The organism is Pseudomonas sp. B28(2017) (assembly GCF_002113025.1).
Classification (GTDB): Bacteria; Pseudomonadota; Gammaproteobacteria; order Pseudomonadales; family Pseudomonadaceae; genus Aquipseudomonas.
The window spans coordinates 229,510-249,557 of record NZ_NEJH01000004.1; the positions used below are offsets into that span (position 1 = coordinate 229,510).

The 20,048-nt window shown below is 60.0% G+C and carries 16 protein-coding genes; 6 read left to right on the forward strand and 10 right to left on the reverse strand.

Going from position 1 to position 20,048, the window contains the following annotated elements; all coding sequences use genetic code 11:
• Positions 1 to 159 precede the first annotated feature (159 nt).
• The 3 genes from mfd to CAF65_RS13760 are packed head-to-tail and all read left to right on the forward strand — an operon-like array spanning position 160 to position 6,896.
• A complete protein-coding gene (gene mfd / locus CAF65_RS13750) occupies positions 160 to 3,609 on the forward strand; it encodes a transcription-repair coupling factor (RefSeq protein ID WP_085716750.1) in 3,450 nt (1,149 codons plus the stop codon).
• A gap of 10 nt (positions 3,610 to 3,619) precedes the next feature.
• The gene (locus CAF65_RS13755) at positions 3,620 to 4,198 is read left to right on the forward strand and encodes a CsiV family protein (protein ID WP_085716751.1); all 579 of its coding nucleotides are present in this window, start codon (positions 3,620 to 3,622) and stop codon (positions 4,196 to 4,198) included.
• Between the two features lie 4 nt (positions 4,199 to 4,202).
• A complete protein-coding gene (locus CAF65_RS13760) occupies positions 4,203 to 6,896 on the forward strand; it encodes a DEAD/DEAH box helicase (protein WP_085716752.1) in 2,694 nt (897 codons plus the stop codon).
• 140 nt (positions 6,897 to 7,036) lie between these two features.
• Here the strand turns inward: CAF65_RS13760 and CAF65_RS13765 are convergent, their stop codons facing one another.
• The 3 genes from CAF65_RS13765 to CAF65_RS13775 all read right to left on the reverse strand — a co-directional run bounded on the left by CAF65_RS13765 (position 7,037) and on the right by CAF65_RS13775 (position 9,663).
• Entirely contained in the window at positions 7,037 to 7,774 is a 738-nt protein-coding gene (locus CAF65_RS13765; protein ID WP_085716753.1) for an S-methyl-5'-thioinosine phosphorylase, read from the reverse strand.
• A 12-nt stretch (positions 7,775 to 7,786) separates the two neighbouring features.
• The gene (gene nagZ / locus CAF65_RS13770; protein ID WP_178076700.1) at positions 7,787 to 8,785 is read right to left on the reverse strand and encodes a beta-N-acetylhexosaminidase; all 999 of its coding nucleotides are present in this window, start codon (positions 8,783 to 8,785) and stop codon (positions 7,787 to 7,789) included.
• Positions 8,786 to 8,955: 170 nt separating this feature from the next.
• Positions 8,956 to 9,663, reverse strand: coding sequence for a TetR/AcrR family transcriptional regulator (locus tag CAF65_RS13775; protein WP_085716755.1), 708 nt, complete (start codon positions 9,661 to 9,663; stop codon positions 8,956 to 8,958).
• A 229-nt stretch (positions 9,664 to 9,892) separates the two neighbouring features.
• Between CAF65_RS13775 and lexA the strand changes: the two genes are divergently transcribed.
• Both lexA and sulA read left to right on the forward strand, forming a co-directional pair.
• Complete coding sequence (gene lexA / locus CAF65_RS13780) at positions 9,893 to 10,501, forward strand: transcriptional repressor LexA (protein ID WP_085716756.1); 609 nt, start codon at positions 9,893 to 9,895, stop codon at positions 10,499 to 10,501.
• Positions 10,502 to 10,511: 10 nt separating this feature from the next.
• A complete protein-coding gene (gene sulA / locus CAF65_RS13785) occupies positions 10,512 to 10,988 on the forward strand; it encodes an SOS-induced cell division inhibitor SulA (protein WP_085716757.1) in 477 nt (158 codons plus the stop codon).
• 93 nt (positions 10,989 to 11,081) lie between these two features.
• On the opposite strand, the gene CAF65_RS13790 is transcribed toward sulA, so the two are convergent.
• The 7 genes from CAF65_RS13790 to CAF65_RS13820 all read right to left on the reverse strand — a co-directional run bounded on the left by CAF65_RS13790 (position 11,082) and on the right by CAF65_RS13820 (position 19,490).
• Positions 11,082 to 11,315 carry a hypothetical protein gene (locus CAF65_RS13790; protein WP_007995277.1) on the reverse strand — a complete coding sequence of 78 codons (234 nt, stop codon included), beginning with the start codon at positions 11,313 to 11,315 and terminating at the stop codon, positions 11,082 to 11,084.
• 94 nt (positions 11,316 to 11,409) lie between these two features.
• On the reverse strand, positions 11,410 to 11,934 hold the full coding sequence (locus CAF65_RS13795) for a DUF6586 family protein (RefSeq protein ID WP_085716758.1): 525 nt from the start codon (positions 11,932 to 11,934) through the stop codon (positions 11,410 to 11,412).
• Between the two features lie 172 nt (positions 11,935 to 12,106).
• The gene (topA, locus tag CAF65_RS13800) at positions 12,107 to 14,734 is read right to left on the reverse strand and encodes a type I DNA topoisomerase (RefSeq protein WP_085716759.1); all 2,628 of its coding nucleotides are present in this window, start codon (positions 14,732 to 14,734) and stop codon (positions 12,107 to 12,109) included.
• 114 nt (positions 14,735 to 14,848) lie between these two features.
• The gene (locus tag CAF65_RS13805; RefSeq protein ID WP_008050054.1) at positions 14,849 to 15,085 is read right to left on the reverse strand and encodes a DUF1653 domain-containing protein; all 237 of its coding nucleotides are present in this window, start codon (positions 15,083 to 15,085) and stop codon (positions 14,849 to 14,851) included.
• Positions 15,086 to 15,183: 98 nt separating this feature from the next.
• Positions 15,184 to 16,359 (reverse strand): acetyl-CoA C-acyltransferase FadA, encoded by a 1,176-nt coding sequence (fadA, locus tag CAF65_RS13810; RefSeq protein ID WP_085716760.1) that lies wholly within the window; start codon positions 16,357 to 16,359, stop codon positions 15,184 to 15,186.
• 29 nt (positions 16,360 to 16,388) lie between these two features.
• The gene (gene fadB / locus CAF65_RS13815; protein ID WP_085716761.1) at positions 16,389 to 18,536 is read right to left on the reverse strand and encodes a fatty acid oxidation complex subunit alpha FadB; all 2,148 of its coding nucleotides are present in this window, start codon (positions 18,534 to 18,536) and stop codon (positions 16,389 to 16,391) included.
• 516 nt (positions 18,537 to 19,052) lie between these two features.
• Complete coding sequence (locus CAF65_RS13820) at positions 19,053 to 19,490, reverse strand: hypothetical protein (protein ID WP_085716762.1); 438 nt, start codon at positions 19,488 to 19,490, stop codon at positions 19,053 to 19,055.
• A 104-nt stretch (positions 19,491 to 19,594) separates the two neighbouring features.
• Between CAF65_RS13820 and CAF65_RS13825 the strand changes: the two genes are divergently transcribed.
• Positions 19,595 to 20,035, forward strand: coding sequence for a universal stress protein (locus CAF65_RS13825; protein ID WP_085716763.1), 441 nt, complete (start codon positions 19,595 to 19,597; stop codon positions 20,033 to 20,035).
• Positions 20,036 to 20,048 lie beyond the last annotated feature (13 nt).

Genomic DNA, 20,048 nt, shown 5'->3' on the forward strand with positions numbered 1-20,048 from the left:
ACTACATATTCATTAATTTCAGGTAAAAAAGCGCAGAATTTTGTCTTTACCACTACATTTCGCCAAACCCGTGCTTTAGACACAGTCAGCAACTGACAGGCGGCATCGTAGACCGCTACAATTACCGACTTTGTCGCAACGCTTGGAGCTCAACCTTCCGTGCCCGTTCTGCGTCTACCGCTTCTCCCTGCCGCGGCAGGTAAACAGCACTGGGGCAACCTGCCCGGTGCCGCCCTGAGCCTGGCCATTGCCGAGGCCGCCAGCGCTGCCAAGCGCTTTACCCTGCTACTGACCGCCGACAGCCAAAGTGCCGAACGGCTGGAACAGGAGCTGGGTTTCTTCGCCCCGGATTTGCCCGTATTGCACTTTCCCGACTGGGAAACCCTGCCCTACGACCTGTTCTCGCCGCACCAGGACATTATTTCCCAGCGCATCGCCAGCCTGTATCGGCTGCCGGAACTGAGCCATGGCGTGCTGGTGGTGCCGATCACGACCGCCCTGCATCGCCTTGCACCGACCAGGTTCCTGCTCGGCAGCAGCCTGGTGCTGGACATCGGCCAGAAGCTCGACGTCGAGCAAATGCGCACCCGGCTTGAAGCCACGGGTTATCGCTACGTCGATACGGTATATGAGCACGGCGAGTTCACCGTTCGCGGCTCGCTGATCGATCTGTTCCCGATGGGCAGCAAGCTGCCGTATCGCATCGACCTGTTCGACGACGAGATCGAAACCCTGCGCACCTTCGACCCGGAGAACCAGCGTTCCATCGACAAGGTCGACTCGGTCAAATTGCTGCCGGCCAAGGAGTTCCCGCTACAGAAAGAAGCGGTCACCCGTTTCAAGTCGCGCTTTCGTGAGCGTTTTGACGTCGACTTCCGCCGCAGCCCGATCTTCCAGGACTTGAGCAGCGGGATTACTCCAGCCGGCATCGAGTACTACCTGCCGCTGTTTTTCGAAGAAACCTCGACGCTGTTCGATTACCTGCCCCAGGACACGCAAGTGTTTTCCCTGCCGGGCATCGAGCAAGCCGCGGAAAACTTCTGGAACGACGTGCGCAATCGCTATGAAGAACGCCGCGTCGACCCGGCCCGTCCTTTATTGCCGCCGGACGAATTGTTCCTGCCGGTAGAGGATTGCTTTGCCCGCCTCAAAAGCTGGCCGCGCATTGTTGCCAGCCAGCAGGACGTGGAGCCCGGCGTCGGCCGCGAACGTTTTCCGGCGCAGCCGCTGCCGAACCTGGCCATCGAAGCCAAGGCCACGCAGCCGATGGCGGCACTGGCAGAGTTCCTCGACCAGTTCCCCGGCCGCGTGTTGTTTACCGCCGAATCCGCAGGCCGCCGCGAAGTGCTGCTGGAACTGCTGGAACGCCTGAAGCTGCGACCGAAAACCGTCGACAGCTGGCCGGACTTTGTCGCCGGCAAGGAGCGCCTGGCGATTACCATCGCGCCACTCGATGAAGGCCTGCAGCTCGACGACCCGGCCCTGGCGCTGGTTGCCGAAAGCCCGCTGTTCGGCCAACGCGTGATGCAGCGTCGCCGCCGCGAAAAGCGCGCCGACGCCAACAACGATGCCGTCATCAAGAACCTCACCGAGCTGCGCGAAGGTGCGCCGGTGGTGCATATCGACCACGGTGTCGGCCGCTACCTGGGCCTGGCGACCCTGGAAATCGACAACCAGACCGCAGAATTCCTCGCCCTGGAATACGCCGAAGGCGCCAAGCTGTATGTGCCGGTGGCCAACCTGCACCTGATCGCCCGCTACACCGGCAGCGACGATGCCCTGGCCCCGCTGCACCGCCTCGGCTCCGAGACCTGGCAGAAAGCCAAGCGCAAGGCCGCCGAACAGGTTCGCGACGTCGCCGCCGAGTTGCTCGACATCTATGCACGCCGTGCAGCCCGTGAAGGCTACGCCTTCGCCGATCCGAAAGCCGACTACGCCACCTTCAGCGCCGGTTTCCCGTTTGAAGAAACCCCGGACCAGCAAAACACCATCGAAGCGGTGCGCGACGATATGCTCGCGCCCAAGCCCATGGATCGCCTGGTGTGCGGCGACGTTGGCTTCGGCAAGACTGAAGTGGCGATGCGCGCCGCGTTCATTGCCGTGCATGGCGGCAGGCAAGTGGCGATCCTGGTGCCGACCACCCTGCTCGCCCAGCAGCACTACAACAGTTTCCGCGACCGCTTCGCCGACTGGCCGGTGACCGTGGAAGTGATGAGCCGCTTCAAGTCGGCCAAGGAAGTCAACGCGGCAGTCGCGGACCTGGCCGAAGGCAAGATCGACATCGTCATCGGCACGCACAAGCTGCTGCAGGACGACGTCAAAATCAAAAACCTGGGCCTTGTGATCATCGACGAGGAACACCGCTTCGGCGTACGCCAGAAAGAACAGCTCAAGGCGCTGCGCAGCGAAGTCGACATCCTGACCCTGACCGCCACGCCGATTCCGCGCACGCTGAACATGGCGGTGTCGGGCATGCGCGACCTGTCGATCATCGCCACACCACCGGCCCGTCGCCTGTCGGTACGCACCTTCGTCATGGAGCAGAACAAGAGCACGGTTAAAGAGGCCTTGCTGCGTGAATTGCTGCGCGGCGGTCAGGTCTACTACCTGCACAACGATGTGAAGACCATCGAGAAATGCGCCGCCGACCTCGCCGAGCTGGTACCGGAAGCACGAATCGGCATCGGTCACGGGCAGATGCGCGAACGCGAACTCGAACAGGTGATGAGCGACTTCTACCACAAGCGCTTCAACGTGCTGATCGCCTCGACCATCATCGAAACCGGCATCGACGTACCGAGCGCCAACACCATCATCATCGAGCGTGCCGACAAGTTCGGCCTGGCACAGTTGCACCAGTTGCGCGGCCGGGTCGGACGCAGCCACCACCAGGCGTACGCCTACCTGCTGACGCCACCGCGCCAGCAAATCACCCCGGACGCGGAAAAGCGCCTGGAAGCGATTGCCAACACCCAGGACCTCGGCGCGGGCTTCGTGCTCGCCACCAACGACCTGGAAATCCGTGGTGCCGGCGAACTGCTCGGTGACGGCCAGAGCGGGCAGATCCAGGCCGTCGGTTTCACGCTGTACATGGAAATGCTCGAGCGCGCAGTGAAGTCGATCCGCAAGGGCGAGCAGCCGAACCTCGATCAACCGCTAGGCGGTGGCCCGGAAGTCAACTTGCGGGTACCGGCGCTGATTCCGGAAGACTACCTGCCGGATGTCCACGCCCGCCTGATTCTCTACAAGCGCATTGCCTCGGCCACCGATGAGGACGGCCTCAAGGATTTGCAGGTGGAGATGATCGATCGTTTCGGCCTGTTGCCGGAACCGACCAAGAACCTGATCCGCATCACTGCATTGAAGTTGCAGGCCGAGCAACTGGGCATCAGGAAAGTCGATGGCGGCCCCCAGGGCGGTCGCGTCGAGTTCGCCGCACAGACGCCGGTCGACCCGCTGACCCTGATCAAGCTGATCCAGAGCCAGCCAAAACGCTACAAGTTCGAAGGCGCCACGATGTTCAAGTTCATGGTTCCGATGGAGCGCCCGGAAGAGCGCTTTAATACTGTAGAGGCGCTTTTCGAGCGCCTCGTTCCGACAACTGCTTGAAGGACGCCGCATGCGCCTGTTTCGCTCACTGACCTTGCTGACCCTGTTGATGCCGGCACTGGTTGCACCTACGGCATTTGCCGATGACCTGTATCAGGTCGAAATGATTCTGGTCCGTCAAAACGCCGTGCCGGCGATTGTCAGCCGCGCTGCGCCGGAAGACTGGGCGGCTGGCGCCCAACCCGTCAGCCCCGACAGCCTGCGCACGCCGAGCCTCAATGGCGAAGTGGAAAAACTCACGGCCAGCAATCAATACGAGGTATTGCTGCACAAAGCCTGGCAACAAAACCTGGGCGAGGAAGCCACCAAAGTCGCGATCAGCGACGGCAAAGAACAGTTCGGCCAATTTCCGATCGAGGGCACCCTGAACATGAAACTGGGGCGCTTCACCGACGTCGACGCCGATTTCTGGGTCAACCAGATAAACGTCGACGGCCTGGTCACCGCCAGCGAACGCCTCAAGACAGAAAGCCATACCAAAAACGGACAGCTGAACTTCCTCGACGCTGGCCACCTCGGCCTGCTGATCAAGATCACCTCGCTGACCGCCCCAGCCCCCCGAGCAGCTCCCGAAGAAATTCCGGACTGATCCTATGTCCGCGACCCTGAGCAAACCCCTGGCACCGTCCTGGGTCAGCCGATTCAAGGAACAGAGCCTGGAGCGCGGCCGCCGCTACGCGCTGGAGAATCGTGTCAGGATCGTTGAAGCCGGTGATGCCACGATCATCGCCGCCTGCGAAGGCTCTGGCGGTAACGTTTACCGTCAGACCATTCGCCTGCGCGAGTCAGCCAAGGGCACTCTGCTGATGGTCGACGCCACATGCTCCTGCCCGGTCCACAACAACTGCAAACATTGCGCAGCGGTACTCCTGCAAGTGCAGGAAACCCTCGACTACCCCGCCGCCGCCAAAGACGCCGAACTCCTGGAAAAACTCCAGGCTGTCCTGGAAGACCGCAGCCCGAAAGCCCCGCCACAAGTGTTGGTGGACAATGTGCAGCCCGTCCCGCGCCTGTGGCTGGCCAGCATCGAGTTCAGCGCGTTCGAACCGCGCAACGGTCGAATGCAGCGTTACATTCAGCATCGCGCGGCGCTGTCTTTCAGTTACCTGGACGAATACGTTTCCGGCCAGAAAAACGCCGACATCCTGATTCGTCAGGAAACCCAGACGCTGCGGATAAAACGCCACCCGGAAGTGGAACAGTCCTACCGGGAACAGCTGCGCATCCTCGGCTTCAAAGTGGCCACCCGGCAAAGCAAGGCCTTGCCGGAAAGTGCCGGCGAGCTGTTCGAGATGGTCAATGACAGCGCCTGGCTGACCTTTACCCTCAATGAACTGCCGAAGTTGCGCACCCAGGGCTGGGAATTGCAGATCGACGAGGACTTCGGTTTCGACCTGACGGCGGTAGACGACTGGTACGCCACGGTCGAGCAGGTACCGGAGCGCGACTGGTTCGATCTGGAACTGGGGATCATCGTCAACGGCGAACGCCTGAGCCTGTTGCCGATCCTGCTCAACCTGATGCGCTCCCACACCGAAATCCTCAACCCGGAACGCCTTGCCCGACGACGCGACGACGAGCTGATCCTGGTCAATATCCCCAATCGCCCGAACTCCGAACACGGCCCGCTGCAGGTCGCCCTGCCCTTCGGCCGCTTGAAGCCGGTGCTGGCAACCCTTGGCGAGTTCTACCTGCAGGAGCCTGGCGAAACCACGCTACGCCTGAGCAAGGCCGATGCCACGCGCCTGAACCCGCTGGAAGACATGTCATTGCTCTGGGAGGGTGGAGAGCAGATCCGCACCTTTGCCCAGCGCCTGCGCGACATCAAGGACCACACGGCCGCCGCCCCGGACGGCCTGAATGCGACGCTGCGTCCGTATCAGCTCGAAGGCTTGAGCTGGATGCAATCACTGCGACAGCTGGAAGTGGGCGGAATTCTCGCGGACGACATGGGCCTGGGCAAAACCCTGCAGACACTGGCGCACGTTCTGAGCGAGAAAAACGCCGGCCGCCTCGATCGGCCGTGCATGGTCGTGATGCCGACCAGCCTGATCCCTAACTGGCTCGACGAAGCGGCGCACTTTACGCCGCAGCTCAAAGTACTGGCGCTGTACGGTGCCAGCCGCAAAAAGCACTTCGACAAGCTGGCTGATTACGACCTGATCCTGACCACCTATGCGCTGCTGCCCAAGGATGTCGAACGCCTCGCGGCGCAGCCCTTGCACATACTGGTGCTGGATGAAGCGCAATACATCAAGAACCCCGGCAGCAAGGCCGCCCAGGCTGCCCGCGAGCTCAATGCCCGGCAGCGTCTGTGCCTGAGCGGCACACCGCTGGAAAACCATCTCGGCGAACTGTGGTCGCTGTTTCACTTCCTCCTGCCCGGCTGGCTGGGCGACGTCAAAAGCTTCAACCGCGATTACCGCGTGCCGATTGAAAAACGCACCAGCGAGGTCAGGCTTCAGCACCTCAACGGCCGGATCAAGCCGTTCCTGCTGCGCCGCACCAAGGAACAGGTGGCCACCGAGTTGCCACCGAAAACCGAGATCATCCACTGGGTCGAGCTCAACGAGGCCCAACGCGATGTCTACGAAACCATGCGCTTGGCCATGGACAAGAAAGTCCGCGACGAAATCACCCGCAAAGGCGTGGCCCGCAGCCAGATCATCATTCTGGAAGCGCTGCTCAAGCTGCGCCAGGTGTGCTGCGATTTGCGCCTGGTCAACGAGGCGACCCTGCCAAGCCGTGGCAGCACGTCAGGCAAGCTCGACAGCCTGATGGAAATGCTCGAGGAACTGTTCGAGGAAGGTCGGCGGATCCTGCTGTTCTCCCAGTTCACTTCAATGCTGTCGCTGATCGAAGACGAACTGAACAAACGCGGCGTGGCCTACGCCCTGCTGACCGGCCAGACCCGTGACCGCCGAACACCCGTGAAGGAATTCCAGAGCGGCAAGCGGCAGATTTTTCTGATCAGCTTGAAGGCCGGTGGAGTGGGCCTGAACCTGACCGAAGCGGACACTGTGATTCATTACGACCCGTGGTGGAACCCGGCGACGGAAAACCAGGCGACCGACCGGGCGTATCGCATCGGCCAGGAGAAGCCGGTGTTCGTGTACAAAATGATTGCGCGCGGCACGGTGGAAGAAAAGATTCAGCACCTGCAAAAGGAAAAATCCGACCTCGCGGCCGGCGTGCTGGATGGGCGCAAGGCTGGGGACTGGAAACTGCAGAGCGATGATATCGAGGCGCTGTTTGCGCCGCTGCCGAAAAACCTCGAAAAACGCTGAGATTTGCAGCGCTTGGCAGACCGCTTTCGCGCGCAGGCTCGCTCCCACAAGACCCGTGCCGCACACAAACTCTGCGTACGCCATCGAACCTGTGGGAGCGAGCCTGCTCGCGAAGGGGTCGACTCGGTAGCGAGCCGGACTCAGCCCTTGAGCACCCGCGCCAACGTCGATTTCACCTTGCCCATGCCGTCATGCAAGGCCTGCTCGATCTCGGCCATGGTGATCACCGCCGTCGACTTGCCCGCCGCCGGGTTCACCACCAGCGCCAGGCAGGCGTAATCCAGTTCCAACTCGCGAGCCAGGGCAGCTTCGGGCATACCCGTCATACCGACGATGTCGCAGCCATCGCGCTCCAGCCGGGCGATTTCAGCCACCGTCTCCAGGCGCGGCCCTTGAGTGCACGCATACACGCCATGACTGCTGTAGCCCACGCCTTGCGCCGCCAATGCCGCGATCAGTTGCTGGCGCAACGGCTCGCTGTAGGGGTAGCTGAAGTCGATATGGGTGACGTGCTCCAGATCATCGGCAAAGTAAGTCTGCTCACGACCGCTGGTGTAGTCGATCAACTGATGCGGCACGCAGAAATGCCCTGTGCCCATGGCGGAATGAATGCCACCCACGGCATTGACTGCGAGAATCGCCTGCGCCCCGGCCTGCTTCAGCGCCCAGAGGTTGGCGCGGTAGTTGACCTGATGCGGCGGAAAACGATGCGGATGACCGTGACGTGCAAGGAACAGCACTTCCTTGCCGGCATATTCGCCGATCTGAACGTCGGCCGAAGGTGCGCCGTAAGGCGTGTCCACTGTCAGTGACTGACGAATGCTCAGGCCTTCGAGCTGAGTCAGGCCAGTGCCACCGATAATCGCGTAAACCGTCATAACGAACAGTCCTTAATCAATCAATTGAGCTTCTTTGAGCGCGCCGACAGCGGTCAACCAGCGCGGGTCCTGACGGTATTCGGTGTTGGCGAACGACTGGCCGCGCATCCGCGCAATACGCTCGGATGGCTTGACCTTCAGCCGCTGGGCAGCGCTCAGGGCGAGCTCGGCTGCCGCACGGTCGTTGCACACCAGGCCCATGTCGCAACCGGCAGTCAGTGCGGCCTCGATTCGACTGGCGGCATCGCCGACCACGTGAGCCCCCGCCATGGACAAGTCATCACTGAAAATCACTCCGTCGAATTGCAACTCGCCACGCAGGATTTCCTGCAACCAGCGACGGGAAAAACCGGCCGGCTGGGCGTCGACTTGTGGATAGATCACATGGGCAGGCATGACCGCAGCCAATTGCTTGCTCAATCTGGCAAACGGCACCAGATCGTTGGCGCGGATCTCATCGAGACTGCGTTCGTCGTTGGGGATCGCGACGTGGGAATCAGCCTCGGCCCAGCCATGGCCAGGGAAATGCTTGCCAGTAGCAGCCATCCCGGCGCTGTTCATGCCGCGGATGAATGCTCCAGCGAGCAAGGCCGCGCGCTCGGGATCACCTTCGAACGAACGAGTGCCGACAACGGCGCTACGCTGGTAATCGAGGTCGAGCACCGGGGCGAAACTCAAGTCCAGGCCAACGGCCAATACTTCGGTCGCCATGATCCAGCCGCACTGCTCGGCCAGGTATTCGGCGTTCGGGTTGTCGGCAATGGCACGCATGGCGGGCAACCGCACGAAACCCTGACGCAGGCGCTGCACGCGACCGCCCTCTTGATCCACCGCCAACAGCAGGTCGGGACGAATGGCGCGAATAGCTGCACTCAGCTCTCGCACTTGCCGCGGATGCTCGATGTTACGGGCAAAGATGATCAAGCCACCCACTTCGGGCTGGCGCAACAATTGGCGATCTTCGGCCGTCAGCCAGGTACCGGCGACGTCCACCATCAACGAGCCTTGCAAGCCAGCAGTCATAGTTTTTCCTTGATAACAGAAAACTCGTCCCACACGAATTCGCCGCCAGGGGCTGTGCCCGGCAGGTCGGCGGTATCAATGGGAAACGGGTTCAGAACGAGAGTCGGCATGGGCGGCTAGCTTAGCGGATGTCAGCTGCCGCGCCCACCCGTACACGGTTAAACCTTGGCGGCAACCGGGGTCGATTTACTGCGTGGACGCAACTGGGCAGTGGCCATGGCCGTATCCGTCACACCGGATTCGGCACGCATGCCGGCGGCCAGGAACGGCACCATCAGACGCATGACCTGCTCGATCGAGGTGTTCACGCCGAAATCGGTTTCGGCAATCGCGCGCAAGGCCTTGATACCGGACATGCTGAACGCCGCCGCACCCAGCATGAAGTGCACGCGCCAGAACAGCTCGATGGGGGGAATACGCGGCGCCGCTTCATTGACCAGCATCATGTAGCGGCGGAACACCTTGCCGTACATGTCTTCCAGATAACGACGCAAGTGCCCCTGGCTCTGACTGAACGCCAGCCCCAGCAAACGCATGAAGATAGACAGGTCGTTGCCACTGCGCGGCTGCACCACCAGTGCCTGCTCGACGAGGATTTCCAGCAACTCTTCGAGTGTCGGCCTGATTTCAGGCTTGGCCTGACGCCGTTCCAGCTCTTTATCGAGACTGATGCAGAACGGCCCGAGGAACCGCGAGAAAACCGCCTGGATCAACGCCTTCTTCGAACCGAAGTGATAGTTCACCGCCGCCAGGTTGACACCCGCCTTGCTGGTGATCAGACGCAACGAGGTTTCAGCGAAACCTTTTTCCGCGAACAACTGCTCGGCGGCATCAAGAATGCGTTCAACGGTTTCCGACTGGGCCATGGCTACTCCGCCTGACAAACACTTGTTTGAAACATACGTTTCAGCCTGTGCCTTGTCAAGTCTGGCAGTTCGTTTTGGGAATGGTCGGTCAGACATTTAACCACACAACGACAAAGCTTCAATCCACTGACTGATCGACCGTCCGGCGGCGACTGAAAAATGGAGCATTGCCAAGACCGCCTTACTGTATATAATCCCAGCCACTGTATAAAAAGACAGAGCGATCAATATGCTAAAGCTGACGCCACGACAAGCAGAGATTCTGGCTTTCATCAAACGCTGCCTGGAAGACAACGGATATCCACCCACCCGCGCGGAAATCGCTCAGGAACTGGGTTTCAAGTCACCCAATGCGGCGGAAGAACACCTCAAGGCATTGGCCCGCAAGGGTGCCATCGAGATGACGCCTGGCGCCTCCCGTGGCATTCGCATCCCCGGCTTCGAAGCCAAGACCGACGACTCCACCCTGCCGATCATTGGCCGGGTCGCTGCCGGCGCCCCGATTCTTGCGCAGCAACACATCGAAGAGTCCTGCAACATCAATCCTGCCTTCTTCCATCCGCGTGCAGACTACCTGCTGCGCGTCCACGGAATGAGCATGAAGGATGTCGGCATTTTCGACGGCGACCTGCTGGCAGTCCATACCACCCGCGAAGCCCGTAACGGCCAGATCGTGGTTGCGCGAATCGGCGACGAAGTGACCGTCAAACGCTTCAAGCGTGACGGCAGCAAAGTCTGGCTGATCGCCGAAAACCCCGAGTTCGCCCCTATCGAAGTGAACCTTCAAGATCAGGAACTGGTGATCGAAGGCTTGAGTGTCGGCGTCATTCGCCGCTAAAGGAGGCACCATGCAGTTCCCACAGACATCACCACAGCAAGCCCAACTGTCGTTGTTCGAAGCGTTCATGGCACAGCCATTGGCGCCGATTCTGAAAGACGTGGTCGAGTCCCCCTGGAGCGCCGAACCTGACGTTTTCAGCGAGCTGTCACTGCGTGGTGCAGCCGGGAACTGCCTGAGCCTTCTGGCCCCCATCCTCAGGGAATTGAGCCAGGACCAGGATGCACGCTGGCTGACACTGATCGCGCCGCCCGCCAGCCTGACTCAAGCCTGGCTGCGAGATGCCGGCCTCAACCGCGAGCGCATCCTGTTGCTGCAACCGCGGGGCAGCCAGAGCGCCCAGCAACTGACCTGCGAAGCGCTGCGCCTGGGTCGCAGCCACACGGTGGTCAGCTGGATCAACCCGCTGAGCCCCCAATCGCGGCAACAACTGATCAGCGCCGCCCGCACCGGGGACGCTCAGAGCCTGAATATTCGACTGGGTTAACTGACAGGCAAAACGCGTGCTTCACCGCGCGAGGCTTCTCCAGGGACAGAGAAGCCGATGAGTAGCGACATAAAGAAAAACGACAGACGGGGATCAATGAAGAACCCGCGCCCCCTCTTCCTTGTCGAATTCGCCTTCAACCAGGCGACCTGCCATCTGCACACCGACGCTCAACATCGCCTTGGCGACTTCCACGTGCTGCCCTTGCAGGAACGCTTTGGCGTCCTCGGAGAAATCCAAAGTAACCAGAGAACCCTCGTCCTCGGCCCTGCGCAGCTCGATACGGCCGTCTGGTAACTCGACAATTTCTAGAAAGGACGTTGGCATAAAGGACTGTTCTCCACGAAAGGCGGGGATTATATAGGCATCGCTCGGGCTTCGCTTGGGATCTTGACCAGATGTCATCACCCGAGTGCGAGTGTCAGCACTCGTTCAACCCTTCACGAAACCGGATCGCCAACGCTTTCAGGTTCTGACGCCAGCTCTCCAGCTCCTCCCGACTCAGCTCCTCCGGCGCGTCCTCTTCATCCAGATTGACAGCCTGAATCAGTGGCTGAGTCACGTCCCCTTTCGGCTTGTGCGGTGCGCGTGGTGGCTGAAACAGCGCAGCGTGGGCGGCCAACAGTCTGGCCAGCCAGGTCTCCGGGTTATTGGCCAGTTCGACCATCTCGGCCATTTCCGGAATGGCGATGGTTTCCAGCACCTCGCGAGTCAGCAACAACTCTGCACGGGACGCATTGGCCTGAGGCAAACGATAGAAACCGGCGATTTCGTGACACAGGCCCAACAGCGCGCCGTACAGGTGAAACAGCGCGGATTCGCGCCCGGCCTGGATCAGCGCCAGCGAATTCATCGCCCGACTCTCTTCAGTGCGGGCCAGTGCTTCCAGCGACAAACCGGCGAAGTAAATCTTCTGATTGGTGCGGGTATAAAGTTCGTGGGCCATGACGGCAGCCTCCACAACGAAATAATTGCTTCACGCAGGTATGACAGTGTCGTGGATCACCCGACCCCACCGCAAGCCCAAAACAAAAGGCCGCATGAAACCCCGAAGGTTCTCATGCGGCCTTGCGCACTGACTGTAGGAGCTCGCTCCTACAGGGGGGGGGATGGCGGCGTTAAGCCTTGGCTGCCGGACGCTTGTCCTCGACCGCCCACTTGCCGCCGTCGTAGAACGCCTTCCAGCCAGTCGGCTTACCGTCAACCTCGGTCTGCACGTACTGTTCCTTGGTCTTGCGACTGTAACGAATCACAGCCGGGAGGCCATCCGGATCTTTCTTCGGCGCTTCGCAGAGGAAGTGATACTTCGGATCGATCTCATCCTTGTGCGGGATGATTTCCATCACCAGCGGAGCACGAGTCTCGCGATTTTTCGGGAACTGGCTGGCCGCCAGGAACAGGCCGGATGCACCGTCACGCAGAATGTAGGTGTCGTTGACCTTTTCGCACTTCAGCTCAGGCATCTTCACCGGGTCCATCTTCGGTGGCGCCGCATCACCGCTCTTCAGCAGTTTGCGGGTGTTCTTGCAGGTGGCATTGGTGCAACCGAAGAACTTGCCGAAACGGCCAGTCTTGAGCTGCATTTCGCTGCCACACTTGTCGCACTCCAGGCTCGGACCTTCATAGCCCTTGATGCGATAAGCGCCCTCTTCGATTTCGTAACCATCGCAATCCGGGTTGTTGCCACAGATGTGCAACTTGCGCTTCTCATCGAGCAGGTAGGCATCCATCGCCGTGCTGCAGATCGGGCAGCGATGCTTGCCACGCAACACCAGCGACTCAGACTCCCCCTCGTCGTCCGCGGCGATTTCATCGCCCGGCACCAGGTTGACGGTGGCCTTGCAGCGTTCTTTCGGTGGCAGGCTGTAGCCCGAGCAACCGAGGAACACACCGGTCGACGCGGTACGGATCTGCATCGGACGACCGCAGGTGGTGCACGGGATGTCAGTCATCACCGGCTGGTTGGCACGCATGCCGCTTTCCGGGCTTTCGGCCACTTCGAGCTTTTTCTTGAAGTCGCCGTAGAACTCGTCGAGCACGTTTTTCCAGTCGCGTTCGCCCTGGGCCACGTCATCGAGATGCTCTTCCATGCCCGCAGTGAAGCCGTAGTCCATCAGGTTGGAGAAGCTCTCCGCCAGACGCTCGGTGACGATGTCGCCCATCTTTTCCGAGTAGAAGCGACGGTTGTGCAGCGCCACGTAGCCGCGGTCCTGGATGGTCGAGATGATCGCCGCGTAGGTCGAAGGACGACCGATGCCGCGTTTTTCCATTTCCTTCACCAGGCTGGCTTCCGAGTAACGCGCCGGCGGTTTGGTGAAATGCTGGGTCGGATCGAGCTTGATCAGCTTCATCGCGTCGCCCTGGGCCATGTCCGGCAATACGTCGTCGTCGCCCGGCTTGGCGATTTGCGGCATGACACGGGTGTAACCGTCAAACTTCAGGATGCGCCCCTTGGCGCGCAGCTCGAAGTCACCGGCTCCCACAGTGACGGTAGTCGACAGGTATTGCGCCGGCAGCATCTGGCAAGCGAGGAACTGGCGCCAGATCAGCTCGTAGAGGCGCTCAGCGTCACGCTCCATGCCCGACAGCTTGCTTGGCTCGGTATTGGCGTCGGACGGACGAATCGCTTCGTGAGCCTCTTGTGCGCCTTCCTTGCTGCTGTAGACGTTCGGGGTTTCCGGCAGGTACTTCTTGCCGAACTCGCCTTCAATATAGGTACGCGCCATCGCCACGGCATCGGCCGAGAGGTTGGTGGAGTCGGTACGCATGTAGGTGATGTAGCCGGCTTCATACAAACGCTGGGCCATCATCATGGTTTTCTTCACGCCAAAACCCAGGCGGTTGCTCGCAGCCTGCTGCAGGGTGGAGGTGATGAACGGTGCCGACGGTTTGCTGCTGGTCGGTTTGTCTTCGCGCTTGACGATGCTGTAGCTGGAAGCCTTGAGCTTCTCCAGCGCAGCCATGGCCTGGGCTTCATTGAGCGGCTTGAAGGCTTCGCCTTTCTCGCGGGCCACGTCGAAACGCACGGTCGCACCCTTTGCGGTGCCGAGGTCAGCGTGAACTTCCCAGTACTCTTCAGGGATGAACGCGCGGATTTCACGCTCGCGCTCCACCACCAGCTTCACGGCAACCGACTGCACGCGACCGGCGGACAGGCCACGGGCGATCTTGGCCCACAGCAGTGGCGAAACCATGTAACCCACGACGCGGTCGAGGAAGCGACGCGCCTGCTGGGCGTTGACACGATCGATATCCAGCTCGCCCGGCTGGGAGAAGGCTTCCTGAATCGCCTTCTTGGTGATTTCGTTGAACACCACGCGCTTGTAGCGGCTGTCGTCACCACCGATGGCTTCGCGCAGGTGCCAGGCAATGGCTTCCCCCTCGCGGTCCAAGTCGGTTGCGAGATAGATGGTGTCAGCATCCTTGGCGAGCCGGCGCAGCTCTTCGATGACTTTTTCCTTGCCCGGGAGGATCTCGTACTTGGCTTTCCAGCCATGATCCGGATCGACCCCCATGCGCGCGACCAGCTGCTTGCGCGCCTTTTCTTTCGGCGACAGTGCCGGCGCTTCACCCGCAGCAGCCTTGCCGCGCTTGGCGGCTGGCTCTTTGCTGGCGCTAGCCGAACCGCTGGTGGGCAGGTCTCGGATATGGCCGATACTCGACTTCACCACGTATTCGTTGCCCAAATACTTGTTGATGGTCTTGGCCTTAGCCGGGGATTCCACAATGACCAGCGATTTGCCCATGGATCAGAAAATTCCTGAATTCGAGAAGTGAAAGGCGATTGGCGCCTGACGCGGCACCGCTATATATAGTGGCAACAAGGTGAGGTCAAGCGCAGGGTTTTGCGCGAACTCAGCTCATGGCTTGTTAAAAAGGCTCTCTTCGGCCTGCACCAAAGCAAAGCGTGGCACCTGTTCACCGTCAACCTCGACGGACTCTAGGAACATGCTCAAGGGACGCACCCAAAAGCCGTAATCGCCATACAGGGCTTGGTAGAAGACCACTTCTTCTTCGGTTTCCGAATGCCGCGCAACACTGAATACGCGGTACTGCGGACCTTTGTAATGTTGGTAGAGCCCAGGTTGTATCGGCATGATTTGGCCCTCACTCAAATTTTTTCAAATAAAAAACAAAATAAATCCGGAAAAACAAAAACCGGGGCACTTGGCCCCGGCTTCCATCGACGAGACGCTTAAACGCGTTCGAAGACGGTGGAGATGCCTTGGCCGAGACCAATGCACATGGTGGCCACTCCGAAGGTGCCGCCATTCTGCTTCATCACATTGAGCAAAGTGCCGGAGATACGTGCACCGGAGCAACCGAACGGGTGGCCCAGGGCGATCGCGCCACCGTGCAGGTTAACCTTCTCGTTCATCTTGTCGAGCACTTTCAGATCTTTCAGCACTGGCAGGGCCTGTGCGGCGAAAGCTTCGTTGAGCTCGAAGAAATCGATGTCGGAGATGCTCAGACCCGCGCGCTTCAGTGCTTTTTGAGTGGCCGGTACTGGACCATAGCCCATGATTGCCGGATCCACACCCGCCACTGCCATCGAACGAATCACCGCCATAGGCTGGATACCCAGGTCCTGTGCGCGCTGTGCCGACATCACGATCATGCACGAAGCACCATCGGTGATCTGCGACGAAGTACCGGCTGTCACGGTGCCGCCCTTTGGATTGAACGCCGGCTTCAGAGCCGCCAGGCTTTCCAGGGTGGTTTCCGGACGAATGGTTTCGTCGTAGTCGAAGGTTTTCAGGAAACCGTTCTCGTCGTAACCCTGCATCGGGATGATTTCGTCTTTGAACTTGCCTTCCACGGTCGCCTTGTGGGCGAGTTGGTGGGAACGCACGCCGAAAACGTCCTGCTGCTCGCGAGTGATGCCGTGCATCTTGCCCAGCATTTCCGCGGTCAGGCCCATCATGCCCGACGCCTTGGCCGCATACAGTGACATGTGCGGGTTCGGATCGACACCGTGCATCATGCTCACATGGCCCATATGCTCGACGCCACCAACGACGAATACGTCACCGTTGCCAGTCATGATCGCTTGCGCAGCAGTGTGCAGAGCGCTCATGGACGAGCCGCACAGGCGGCTGACGGTCTGGCCGGCCGAGGTGTGCGGGATCTGGGTCATCAGCGACGCCATGCGCGCGATGTTCCAGCCCTGCTCCAGGGTCTGGTTCACACAGCCCCAGATCACGTCTTCGACTTCGTTCGGGTCGACCTTGACGTTACGTTCCAGCAGTTTGCTGATCAGGTGCGCCGACATGTCTTCGGCGCGGGTGTTGCGGTGCATGCCGCCCTTGGAGCGGCCCATCGGAGTACGACCGAAGTCGACAATCACGACGTCTCTAGGATTCAAGCTCATAAGTTCACTCTCACTCTAGTTGGGGGCGCTTAACCGAAGAAGCTCTGGCCGTTTTTGGCCATTTCGCGCAGCTTCGCGGTCGGGTGGTACAGCGCGCCCAAATCAGCGTACTGGTCAGCCAGGGCAACGAACTCTGCCACACCGATCGAGTCGATGTAGCGCAGCGCACCGCCACGGAATGGAGGGAAACCAATACCGTAGACCAGACCCATGTCGGCTTCGGCAGCGGTTTCGACGATGCCGTCTTCCAGGCAACGCACGGTTTCCAGGCACAGCGGGATCATCATCCAGTTGATGATGTCTTCGTCGGTGACTTCGCGCTGCTCGTAAACGATCGGCTTGAGCACTTCCAGCACCGAAGGATCGGCGACTTTCTTCTGCTTGCCCTTCTTGTCGGCCTCGTAGGCATAGAAGCCCTTGCCGTTCTTCTGGCCCAGGCGCTTGGCTTCGTAGAGCACGTCAACGGCCGAGCGACGGTCGTCTTTCATGCGGTCAGGAAAGCCTTCGGCCATCACGTCACGACCGTGGTGGCCGGTGTCGATGCCGACCACGTCCATCAGGTAGGCCGGGCCCATCGGCCAGCCGAATTTTTCCATGATCTTGTCGATACGGACGAAGTCCACACCGGCGCTGACCAGCTTGGCGAAACCGCCGAAGTACGGGAACAGAACACGGTTGACCAGGAAGCCCGGGCAGTCATTGACGACAATCGGGTTCTTGCCCATTTTCTTGGCGTAGGCAACGGTAGTCGCGACAGCCAGCTCGCTGGACTTCTCGCCACGAATCACTTCCACCAGCGGCATCATGTGCACCGGGTTGAAGAAGTGCATGCCGACGAAGTTTTCCGGACGCTTGAGGGCCTTGGCCAGCAAGGTGATGGAAATGGTCGAGGTGTTGGACGCCAGGATGGTGTCCTCTTTGACCTGATCTTCCACTTCGGCCAGTACAGCCTGCTTGACCTTGGGGTTTTCGACGACTGCTTCCACCACCAGGTCCACGTGACCGAAATCACCGTACGACAGGGTTGGACGAATGCCGTTGAGCACTTCAGCCATTTTCGCTGCGGTCATGCGACCTTTATCAACGCGACCGACCAGCAGTTTGGCGGCTTCGGCCAGGCCCTGCTCGATACCGTGCTCGTTGATGTCCTTCATCAGGATCGGCGTGCCTTTGGAAGCCGACTGATAGGCGATACCGCCCCCCATGATGCCGGCGCCCAATACGGCGGCCTGCTTCACGTCCTTGGCGATTTCGTCGTAGGCCTTGGCCTTTTTCTTCAGTTCCTGATCGTTCAGGAACAGGCCGATCAGGCTCTGCGCGGCAGAGGTCTTGGCCAGTTTGACGAAACCGGCAGCTTCAACTTCCAGCGCCTTGTCGCGACCGAAGTTCGCGGCTTTCTGGATGGTCTTGATCGCCTCGACCGGCGCCGGGTAGTTCGGGCCAGCCTGGCCGGCCACGAAACCTTTGGCGGTTTCGAAAGCCATCATTTGCTCGATGGCGTTCAGCTTCAGCTTTTCCAGCTTCGGCTGGCGCTTGGCCTTGTAGTCGAACTCGCCGGAGATGGCGCGTTTGATCAGTTCCAGCGCGGCGTCCTGCAGCTTTTCTGGAGCAACTACGGCGTCAACAGCGCCGACTTTCAGCGCGTCTTCAGGACGGTTTTCCTTGCCGGCGGCAATCCACTCGATGGCATTGTCGGCACCAATCAGGCGCGGCAGGCGCACGGTACCGCCGAAGCCCGGGTAGATGCCCAGCTTGACTTCCGGCAGGCCGATCTTGGCCTTGGTGGACATGACGCGGTAGTCCGCCGCCAGGCACATTTCCAGACCGCCACCCAGTGCGATGCCGTTGATCGCGGCGACGGTCGGGACGTTGAGGTCTTCGAAATCGCTGAAAATCCTGTTGGCTTCGAGGTTGCCAGCAACAAGTTCTGCATCCGGCAGCTTGAAGTTGTCGACAAATTCGGTGATGTCGGCGCCGACGATGAACACGTCCTTGCCACTGCTGACGATCACGCCCTTGATCGAAGCATCTGCCTTGATGGTGTCTACGGCCTGACGCAGTTCGTTCAGGGTTAGACGGTTGAACTTGTTGACGGACTCACCCTTGAGGTCGAACTTCAGTTCGACGATGCCACTTTCAAGAGCCTTAACCGTGATGGCTTTACCTTCGTAAATCATCAACTGATCTCCACGATATGGAAGCTGAACAGTACACGTCGGAAGCAGGCGACCGGCTTGGCAGGACGTTAAACGTCGATGCTACGCCAATCTGCCCGGCACACCCGCCAACGCGATAGTCGGGATTCTGTAGGAGCGGTCTGAAATACAAACGCTCAATTCATACGCCCGTTTGATTTGGGTACGCCACCTTCACGGAATTTCCGCCAATTGTCAATCGCCCAGAATGCGGGTTGAAAAGCGACTTTGCGGTCATTTCTGTAAGACGAAGGCCTGCAACACGCGGCTGCATGTGGAGACATTCATAAGATCAATCATTAGAAAAGTCGCCCTAATTCGCTGCAGCCCGTGTTTAACGGGCTACGCTGGCGAAACCAAGGGAAAAAGTTGAACGCTTTGGCGAACGCCCAGCGTAAGATCAGCCCACACCGTTTTACCGGCCTGCCTGGCCAACTCCGGCCCGATGATGAATATCGGGCTTTTTATTGCCTGCGAAAAAACCTGTAGGAGCGGGTTTCAGGCGAGCGCTTTGAGGGTGGCGTCGATGTGCTGCAACACCTCTGCCTCGCCCTTCTCGCCCCAATACAAAGCGATGATCTGCTTGTCAGCCTCGACCTTGTAGACATTGCCAGGCAATTTTTCGAAATGATTGAGCAGCGCTCGATCCTCGCAGGCTTCCTGCCACTGATTCACCCACAGACCCGGTGATTTTTGCCAGTAGCTCCAGCACGCCGGCTGATTGCCGCGTCGCGGACGATGGTACTGGGCGCACGGGCTAGGCGGCACCTGGCTCAGCCAGTGCGGCCATTCCTGCGGCGCCAATTGCATGGCCAGGCCGATGCGCCGGGCCTCCATCCGCAGGGCGATACGCCCACTCTGGGCACGTGACGGGCGCAACCATGCCAGCGGGCTGAGTACCACCAGCAGGATTGACACCACTATCCAGACCGTCATATCTGTACTCCCGATTCTTGATGAGCCCATTGTGTCACTTTGGAACCAATGCGCTTGAAACCAGCCATACTTACCAATATTGCAATCCTCAGGAGGAGCACCTCATGCCCTACAACCATATTCTGGTCGCTGTAGATCTGACCGAAGAGTGCGACCCTGTGATCCACCGCGCTCGCGAGCTGTCAGTGAGCAACGGCGCGAAACTGTCACTGGTGCACATTGTCGAGCCGATGGCCATGGCCTTCGGTGGCGACGTGCCAATGGACCTGTCACAACTGCAACAGCAGCAGTTCGATCAGGCCAAGGAGCGCCTTGACCGGTTGATCAACAAGTATCCTGAACTCTCAAAAGAGTACAGCCACCTGACCTATGGCCAACCACGCCAGGAAATCCATCATATGGCCAAGGAACAGGAGTGCGACCTGATCGTCGTAGGTAGTCATGGCCGCCACGGCCTGGCACTGCTGCTGGGCTCCACCGCCAATGACGTGCTGCATGGAGCGCCTTGCGATGTGCTTGCGGTGCGCCTGCAAACCAAAAGCTGACAACAACTCTACC